The 9,232-nt window shown below is 51.0% G+C and carries 7 protein-coding genes; 6 read left to right on the plus strand and 1 reads right to left on the minus strand.

Going from position 1 to position 9,232, the window contains the following annotated elements; translation table 11 throughout:
• On the minus strand, positions 1 to 840 hold an 840-nt coding region (locus GEU01_RS17510), incomplete at its 3' end, for an IS110 family RNA-guided transposase (RefSeq protein ID WP_019086757.1).
• Positions 841 to 896: 56 nt separating this feature from the next.
• On the opposite strand from GEU01_RS17510, the gene GEU01_RS23165 reads away from it, so the two are divergent.
• From GEU01_RS23165 to GEU01_RS17545, 6 genes are all read left to right on the plus strand, one after another.
• A complete protein-coding gene (locus GEU01_RS23165; RefSeq protein ID WP_019087120.1) occupies positions 897 to 2,723 on the plus strand; it encodes a class I SAM-dependent DNA methyltransferase in 1,827 nt (608 codons plus the stop codon).
• Positions 2,723 to 4,777, plus strand: coding sequence for a DEAD/DEAH box helicase (locus GEU01_RS17520; RefSeq protein ID WP_019087121.1), 2,055 nt, complete (start codon positions 2,723 to 2,725; stop codon positions 4,775 to 4,777). The genes GEU01_RS23165 and GEU01_RS17520 overlap by 1 nt, the downstream gene beginning before the upstream one ends.
• Complete coding sequence (locus GEU01_RS17525) at positions 4,770 to 5,987, plus strand: GIY-YIG nuclease family protein (RefSeq protein ID WP_019087122.1); 1,218 nt, start codon at positions 4,770 to 4,772, stop codon at positions 5,985 to 5,987. The genes GEU01_RS17520 and GEU01_RS17525 overlap by 8 nt, the downstream gene beginning before the upstream one ends.
• Before the next feature lies 1 nt (position 5,988).
• Positions 5,989 to 7,992 (plus strand): ATP-binding protein, encoded by a 2,004-nt coding sequence (locus GEU01_RS17530; protein WP_019087123.1) that lies wholly within the window; start codon positions 5,989 to 5,991, stop codon positions 7,990 to 7,992.
• 167 nt (positions 7,993 to 8,159) lie between these two features.
• Entirely contained in the window at positions 8,160 to 8,825 is a 666-nt protein-coding gene (locus GEU01_RS23170) for an AbiEi antitoxin N-terminal domain-containing protein (RefSeq protein ID WP_232272608.1), read from the plus strand.
• A gap of 58 nt (positions 8,826 to 8,883) precedes the next feature.
• Positions 8,884 to 9,232 (plus strand): IS4/Tn5 family transposase DNA-binding protein (locus tag GEU01_RS17545; RefSeq protein ID WP_026018546.1); only part of this gene is annotated, 349 nt, incomplete at its 3' end.

Consider the following 9,232-nt stretch of genomic DNA (forward strand, 5'->3'; position numbering starts at 1 on the left):
CCCCAGAACGAGCAGCTTCCTTATTTCCCGGTTGCCCGTTTTCGTAATCCTGCCCAGCCGGACCTTTCCGCCGGACGAGTGCTGCCGCGGCACAAGTCCAAGCCAGGCCGCGAAGTGCCGCGCACTTTCGAAAGTGTCGATATCCGTGACAGATGCCACGATCAAGGACGCGGTCATCGGGCCGATGCCGGGTATTGTCAAAAGACGACGGGCATCTTCGTCCTGCCTGGCGTGCGCCTGGATTCGCCTTTCCAGGCATCCGATGCTTTCACTCAACTTTCCGTATTGTTCGAAGAGCAAAATGACGGTCTGCTTCATGACGTCGGGCAAATCGGGTGATGTCTCGATTTTCGCCAGAAGATCGGGCAGGCGACTGTTTCCCAACGGCACGATCAAGCCGAATTCCGCTGCAAGCGCGCGCAACGCATTGACCAGCATCGTCTGCTGTTTGACCAATAGTGTGCGCGTTGAGTGTAACGAGAGCAGGCTTTGCTGTTCTTCGTTTTTGATCGGGACGAAGCGCGTGTCGGGATGGAGTGCCGCAAGACAAATGGCTGCGGCGTCAACAGCGTCGTTTTTCTTGCCACGTTTGACGAACGGCTTGACCATGTCCGGCGGAATAAGTTTCACGTCATGACCCGCATCGCGGATGACGCGCGCCCAATGATGCGATGTGCCGCAAGCTTCGAGCACGACCTGACACCGCTCGAGTTTCCCGAAGAATGAGGCAACCTCACTGCGCCCGAGCTTTCGCTTGAGAAGACATTTTCCATTTGCATCTGTGCCGTGCGCCTGAAAAACGGACTTGGCGATATCCAGGCCGATCATGGTAATTTTCATCCGGGCGGTCTCCTCTGAATGGTCATTCCGACCCCAGCATGGCACATTGATGCCGCATGGAGGCCGTCCACCCCATCTTGCGGGCACGGCTAAATGAGGCTGACGACAACGCCCGGATGCTCCTGAACCTACGCAAGCGTATGGCGAGGATTAGGGTGTTCGATCCTGCCTGTGGAAGCGGAAATTTCCTTGTCATCGCTTATAAGGAAATGCGGGCAATCGAGGCTGAGATCAACAATCGTCGTGGAGAAGCTGACCGTCCATCAGAGATTCCGCTGACCAATTTTCGTGGAATAGAACTGCGCGACTTCCCGGCCGAAATCGCACGCCTTGCGCTCATTATTGCCGAGTTTCAGTGCGATGTTTTGTATCGTGGGCAGAAACTCGCTCTGGCTGAGTTTCTGCCGTTAAACGCGGAAAACTGGATTACCTGCGACAATGCACTACGGTTGGACTGGCTGAGTATCTGTCCGCCAAGCGGGACAATGGTGAAGCATTCTGCCGACGACCTGTTCCACACTCCATCGGACCAGCCGCAGATCGACTTCGAGAATGAGGGTGGAGAGACCTATATTTGTGGGAATCCCCCATACGTGTGGACGAATGACCAGACAAAGGAACAGAAGGCCGACCTTCAGAGATTATTTTCATCACACACAACAGCATGGCGGACGCTTAATTATGTCTCAGGCTGGTTCTTAAAACTAGCGCAGTATGGACTCGTTTGTAAGTGCAGTGGTGCCTTTGTTGCAATCAATACTATATGCCAAGGGCAACACGCGACTATTTTATGGCCCGTAATATACAAACATAAGCACCGTATCGCTTTCGCTCATGAGCCGTTTAAATGGGATAACCTTGCCTCAAATAACGCGGGGGTAACAGTCGTAATTATTGGATTGGCGCCTGAACCTATTTTAAGTGCAACTCTATATGCCGAAGATCCAAATAAAGAAACCATCGCAAGGAAAGTCACCAAAATCGGTCCTTATCTGGTGCCAAATGTAGATACACTTGTCTCTAAGAATCGTCTGCAAATTTCATCTTTGTCGGAAATGGTACGGGGGAATATGCCTTATGAAGGCGGATATCTATTGCTATCATCAGAAGAAAAACAAAAACTAACCGCATGCGATCCGAGAGCGGAGAAATTTATAAAGCGGATTAGCGGCTCTGCGGAGATAATTGACGGAAAACCAAAATATTGCATTTGGATAACTGATGAATCACTAAATAAAGCAATAGAAATACCCGCGATTCACGAAAGGCTACAACACGTAAAAGCGCTCAGGCTTAGCAACAACGATCCGAATGTCGTCGCCATGGCCGAAACGCCACATCGTTTCCGTGAAATGAACCGAGGTATAAATTCAACAATTGCAATGCCTGCCGTCTCGTCTGAATCGAGACTTTATCTACCGGTCGAGCTTCTACCGCCTAATCACATTATCACTAACAGAGCATACGGAATATATGACGGCGAATTATATAATTTTTCTATCCTCGCTTCCACTCTGCATATCGTTTGGGTAGGAACTGTTTGTGGGAAATTGGAACTTCGATATTCATATACCAACACCCTCGGCTGGAACACTTTCCCTGTCCCCAAATTAACCGACAAGATGAAAGCAGACCTGACCCGCTGCGCTGAAGACATCCTGTTGGCACGCGAAGCGCATTTCCCAGCCACCATTGCGGAACTATATGACCCCGAAAAAATGCCTGCCGATTTGCGAGAGGCGCACGACCGTAATGATGAAGTGTTGGAGCGCATCTACATCGGCCGCTGCTTCCGCAATGACACGGAACGGTTGGAAAAGCTGTTCGATCTCTATACCAAAATGACCGCTGGAACCGGATCGAAGAAGAAGGTAAAAGCCTGATGAATACTAAAACTCAATCCGTCCCTTCCGTCTCTGTCTCCTACGCGGCCAATGGTAGTTCAACCAAGGCCAACGCCATGGGGATGCGGCCCATGCAGGAACGCGCCTATGAAAAGCGCGGCGAACAATATTTGCTCATCAAATCTCCTCCAGCTTCGGGCAAAAGCCGGGCGCTCATGTTCATTGCTCTCGATAAGCTGGCCAACCAGGGACTGAAGCAGGCCATTATCGTCGTGCCTGAAAAAAGCATCGGGGCAAGTTTCCATGACGAGCCTCTGACCCAATTCGGTTTCTCGGAAGACTGGCACGTAGAACCCAGAAGAAACCTGTGTGATGCAGCCGGCGGTGATAATGGGGGCAAGGTCAATTCGGTCGAGGCGTTCCTTAATAGTGAGGACAAGGTGCTTGTCTGCACGCACGCCACCTTCCGCTTCGCCGTGGACAGGTTCGGCGTTGAGGCTTTCGACGATCGTCTAATTGCCGTGGATGAATTCCATCACGTCTCATCCGACTCAGACAACAAACTGGGTCATCACCTCGGCACGTTCATTGCCCGCGACAAAGTGCATATCGTCGCCATGACCGGCTCATATTTCCGGGGTGACGCGGTCGATGTCTTATCGCCACAGGACGAGGCCAAGTTTGATACCGTAACCTATACCTATTACGAGCAGTTAAACGGTTATCGGTACCTCAAGCATCTCGACATCGGTTATTTCTTCTATTCCGGGTCTTACGCCGACGACATCCTGAAGGTTCTCGACCCAAAGCAAAAAACCATCATTCACATCCCGAGCGTCAATTCGCGCGAAAGCACGAAGGATAAGATGAGGGAAGTGGAGCACATCATCGAGGAACTTGGCGACTGGCAAGGGGCTGACCCTATCACCGGCTTTCAGTTGGTAAAAACGGAAGACGGCCGGACGTTGCGGATCGCTGATCTGGTGGACGATGACAAGAGCAAGCGTGACCGTGTATCCACTGCACTGAAAGACCCAACCCAGAAGAACAACCGCGACCATGTGGACATCATCATTGCTCTGGGCATGGCCAAGGAGGGCTTTGACTGGATTTGGTGCGAACATGCGCTCACCGTCGGCTATCGATCCAGCCTGACCGAGATTATCCAGATCATAGGGCGTGCCACCCGCGATGCGCCTGGGAAAACCCGTGCTCGCTTTACCAACCTGATCGCCGAGCCAGATGCCTCAGAAGAGGCCGTAACCGAAGCCGTAAACGACACCCTTAAAGCCATCGCTGCCAGTCTGCTGATGGAACAGGTTCTCGCCCCCCGCTTCGAGTTCAGATCGAAAGTGTCAACCAACGAACCGACTGACGGCTTCGATTATGGAGACGACGGCTACCAACAGGACAAATGCAATGTCGGGTTCAACGAAGAGAAAGGAAAGTTTCAGATCGAGATCAAGGGGCTGTCCGAACCCAAGAGCGAAGAGGCAACCCGTATCTGCCAGGAAGACCTGAACGAAGTCATCACTGCTTTCGTGCAAGATAAGACCGCTCTTGAACGTGGGCTTTTCGACAAAGAACTCGTTCCGGAGGAATTGACGATCTCCCGCATGGGAAAAATCATCAAAGACAAATATCCCGAACTGGATGAGGAAGATCAGGAGGCCATTCGACAGCACGCCATCGCGGCTCTGAACCTGACGCAACAGGCTGCTCATATCGCGACGAGTGGTGATGGAGAGCCAGGAGCCAACACGGCCCTGATCGATGGCGTGCGTAAATTCGCAATGGACGTGCGAGAACTGGACATTGATCTGATTGATCGCATCAATCCGTTTGGTGAGGCTTATTCCATCCTGGCTAAAGCAATGAGCGAAGAGAGTCTGAAGCAGGTTGCGGCCGTAATCGGTGCCAAACGTGCGACGATGACATTGGAAGAAGCGCGTGTTTTATCTAAACGAGCGCTGAAGTTCATGCAGGACCGTGGACGCCTCCCCTCCATAACATCGACTGACCCCTGGGAGAAAAGCATGGCCGAGGGCGTCGCGTTCCTTGCCCGCATGAAAGCGGAGGCAGCTCGTGGCTAAAGGTTTTACCGACGAGGATGATGCGCTCCTGTCAGCGCTGGGCGTTGAAGTCGAGACAAAGAAAGAAGCCTCCCGAACTCCAAAAGAAGAGCGCATTATAGCTGGGTTTGAGGAAATCCAGCGGTTTGTGGACAAACACGGACGCTCTCCCCGCAATGGGGAAGATCACGACATTTTCGAGCGTCTATACGCAGTCCGCCTCGATAGGCTTCGCTCGCAACCCGATTGCATGGCATTGCTTCTGCCTATGGATCATCAGGGTATTCTGTCCAACGCTGTTGTCGTTGACGAGATCGATGAAAACATAAGCGACGATGAACTGCTTTCCATGCTCGGCGTGGACGGCATCGAGCAGAATTCAATCACTGAACTGCGCCACGTCCGCTCCACCGCAGAAAAGCGGGCAGCGGAGGAAATCGCCAACCGGGAGCGCTGTGAGGATTTCGACACTTTCAAGCCGATATTCAACACAGTCCAGAAAGACATCGAGATCGGGACGCGCATTACACGCCCTATCCGGAAAGAAGCCGGCCTCCTGAAAACTGACATCAGACCGGGAGAATTTTTTATTCTCGGTGGTCAGACAGCATATGTTGCCGAGATTGGTGAGACCTTCAGAGCACCTAATGGTGAGAGTGATGCCCGTCTCCGCGTCATTTATTCCAATGGAACCGAAAGCAACATCCTGCTTCGTTCCCTTCAGCGTGCGCTTTACAAAGATGAAGCCAGCCGCCGAGTGTCAGAACCCAGTGCCGGGCCATTATTCGCCGGAGAAAACGACGAAGACGATCTTGCAAGCGGAACTATTTACGTTCTGAGAAGTGAATCCGACAATCCCATTGTCGCGGCCAACAGAGACCTTGTCCACAAGATTGGCGTAACTGGGGGAGATGTTGCAAAACGGATAGCCAACGCAAAACTCGATCCGACATTTCTGTTGGCGGACGTGGAGGTCGTAGCGACTTACAATCTGTTCAATATCAGCCGGACAAAACTCGAAAAAATAGTCCACCGCATCTTCGATCCGGCCCGACTGAATATCCAGATCGAAGACAGGTTCGGCAACCCCGTCATCCCGCGCGAATGGTTCCTTGTGCCACTGTTCGTGATTAATGATGCAGTGGAGAAGATCAAGGATGGAACGATCACCAGCTATGTCTATGATCCAAAGAATGCCTGCCTAGTTAAGCGTAAACACCAGGAGGTTTGACATGAGTAATGTCAACGTCAGGCGGTTGGTCGAGAACATCCGTTCTGGTACCAATGTCTATACGCCGCTTATTGAACTGGTCGTAAACGCGATTCAAGCGATTGACGCGAAAGGCATACCAAATGGGTTGGTCGAAATTGAGGTTCTGCGAAGCGGCCAGACCGATGCAATCGATCGCGTGGCAGATATTGATGGCTTCGTCGTCAAGGATAATGGCATAGGATTCACAAAAAGTAACCGTGACTCCTTCGACACTCTCTACTCAGAGCAAAAAATTTCAGACGGAGGTAAAGGTTTTGGTCGCTTTACTTGCCTGAAGTACTTCGATCGCGTGAAAGTATCCAGTACGTTTTCTGAAGGCGGTGCCTTCCATGATCGTTCTTTCAGAATGGGTTTGGATAAAGACATCATCATTGACGAAAAGGAAGGGCCTTCTCACGCGCAGATAACGGGGGCAATCGTTGAAATTTCAGGCATCAGGTCAGTAAAGTTCCCTGACAAGAAACTGGAAACGATTAGTCGGGTCATTGTGGAGAGATTGCTACCTTATTTTGTGGATAAAGAGCGCACTTGCCCGCGCGCGGTAATCCGGGACGCCAACAATACATCCGATACCGTCTCCCTTAACGATTACATGGGCAAAGAAAACAGTCAGATCGTCGAAATGAAGCTGGACGAAGCTACATTCACGCTGTCGGCAAATGAGGACGAAAAGACTTTTCAAGTTCGTATTTTTAAATTCTTTGCACCGCGAACTGCGAAGAGCAAGGTCTGCCTTGTCGCTCATCGACGAGAAGTAACGGATAATCCACTCGAATCATACATTCCCGAATTTGCAGAGGAGTTTTTTGAGCCATATTCGGATCAGGATTTAGCTAAGGGGCGCAACTTCGTAATTAAGGCCTATGTGTTCGGCGATTACCTGAATGACAATGTATCGCTCGAACGAGGGGAGTTTCGTTTTCAAACCGATACCGACCTGTTGAATGGTATATCTCAGAACGACATAGAAGAAAAAGCCGCCGAGATCGTACAATCGGTAGTGGGCGCGGAAATCGCCAAAAGAAAGGGACGCAAGGAATTGCGCATCTCTGATTACGTAACCAATGATGCGCCGTGGCATCGCATACTTGCAAAAGAGGTAGGTTTCAGCGCCCTTCCTATGAGGCCCTCAAACCAAGAGATCGAGCTTTATCTGCAAAAGAAGAAATTTGAAAAGGAAGTAGTGACACGAACACAAGTCACGGCACTCCTAAATTCGAAAGATGAGAATGAGCTTGGAGAGAAAATCTCGCTGGTGATCGAGAACATCTCCGATAATAGTAAAAATGACCTAATTCATTATATCTCCATGCGTAAGTGCGTTCTTGACCTATTTTCCAAATCGCTAGAGATCGGAGTTGACGGGAAGCATAAATCAGAAGGTGAAGTGCATGACATCATCATGCCGCGCAAGAAAGATTCCGAGGAACTGAACTATGACGCGCACAATCTTTGGATTCTCGATGAGCGGCTGAATTTTACCTCCTATGTTTCGTCTGATAAACCTCTTCAATCATCTGGGGATCGGACTGATATAACTATATATAATCGTCGTGTCGCTTATCGCGGCGGCAATGAAACCAGTAATCCTGTCACGATTTTCGAGTTAAAAAAGCCCCAACGGGATAATTTTGCGGACCCATCTTCAAAGGAAGATCCAGTCCAGCAAATCATCCGCTATGTTAACCAAATCCGGGAAGGTAAGTTTAAGACTCCAACCGGTCGCGACATCCTGGTCAACGAGACGACGCCATTTTATGGTTATGTCGTTTGTGATCTGACCAAAAAGGTCAAAGACTGGCTCCGAAAGGAGAAGGACTTTACCCCAATGCCCGACGGCCTGGGATGGTTCAGATGGTTCGGCAATATCAGCCTTTACATGGAGGTGGTTAGCTGGACGAAGCTCCTCCGTGACGCTGAGATGAGAAACAAGATTTTCTTTAATAAGCTCGGTATTGACTGAGCACGACGTGGGCTGTGTAGGTTGAGGGGACGAGAGGATACCAGCATCAAGCCGGTTTATTCTGGGCGATAATGGTTTATAAAATGTAAATAATGCGAAGTTTAGCTTAGCAGAGTGGCGAGTAAGAAAACTCGACATCGGTTTGAGTATGTGCGAAAACATCAAGCATGAGTATGCATTCAAGTGGGAAGTTAAACCGACTCCAGCAGGTGCTCCCTGAAGGGCTCCTCGTTGATGCCGCTTGGATGGAGGCCCACGGCTATTCGTCGGCGTTGCGGAGCCAGTACGTGCGCTCCGGCTGGCTCGAAAGCCCGGTCCGGCGCGTCTATCGCCGCTCGCGAACACCGCTCACTTGGCAACAGGTCGTCGTTTCTCTCCAGATCGTACTGGACCTTCCGCTGACCGTCGGCGGGCGTACTGCGCTCGAACAGCAGGGGTATGCTCATTATCTGTCGACGTCGGTTCGTGAGGTTCACCTTTACGGACCGAAACCCCCACCGACCTGGCTGCCAAGCCTGCCGCTCGATGTGGTCTTCCATTGGCACAACAGCCTGCGACTGTTTCCAGGTCACACCGATGCATCGCCTATATCAAGTCCGGCCATGGTCAATACCGGTGGTCTGACCATGCCCATTCGCTATTCCAGCAAAGAGCGTGCCGTTCTCGAACTGCTCGATGAACTACCCGAGCGTGAGACCTTTCACCAAGCTGATGCCTTGATGGAAGGAATGAGCGATTTAAGCCCACGCCGACTGCAAATGCTGCTTGAGGGTAAGCTTCCGGCGACTCTTGCAGTTACCCACAAATCTGCTGTTCTTGAATTTTGTGCTTGATGCAGATGAATCTGTTGTGATTCCTTTTCTGTCACCTTTATGCAGGCGGGGTGTGAGAATGGTACAGGATTGGGTCATACAGGAAATATCCGGATCTGACCTTGGCGACGAGCGCCTGAACAGGCGTCTGGGCACGATGCTCGCGGCACTTGCTGAACGACCGGGCAAGTCTCTCCCGACGGCATTTCAGGATTGGTCTGCGACCAAGGCAGCATATAGATTTTTTGCAAATGCAAATGTAAGCGAAGACAAAATCCTTGAAGGGCATTTTTCTGCTACCGCCCAGCGTTTCGATGCGACTGCAGGGCCAGTCCTGATCCTGCAGGATACAACGGAGTTTTCCTTCACCCGAGCATCTCCCGAAAAGATCGGGTTTACCAAGGTCTCTACGGGAGGCAGGGAAAAAA

It is taken from the genome of Komagataeibacter europaeus LMG 18890 (assembly GCF_000285295.1).
Lineage (GTDB): Bacteria > Pseudomonadota > Alphaproteobacteria > Acetobacterales > Acetobacteraceae > Komagataeibacter > Komagataeibacter europaeus.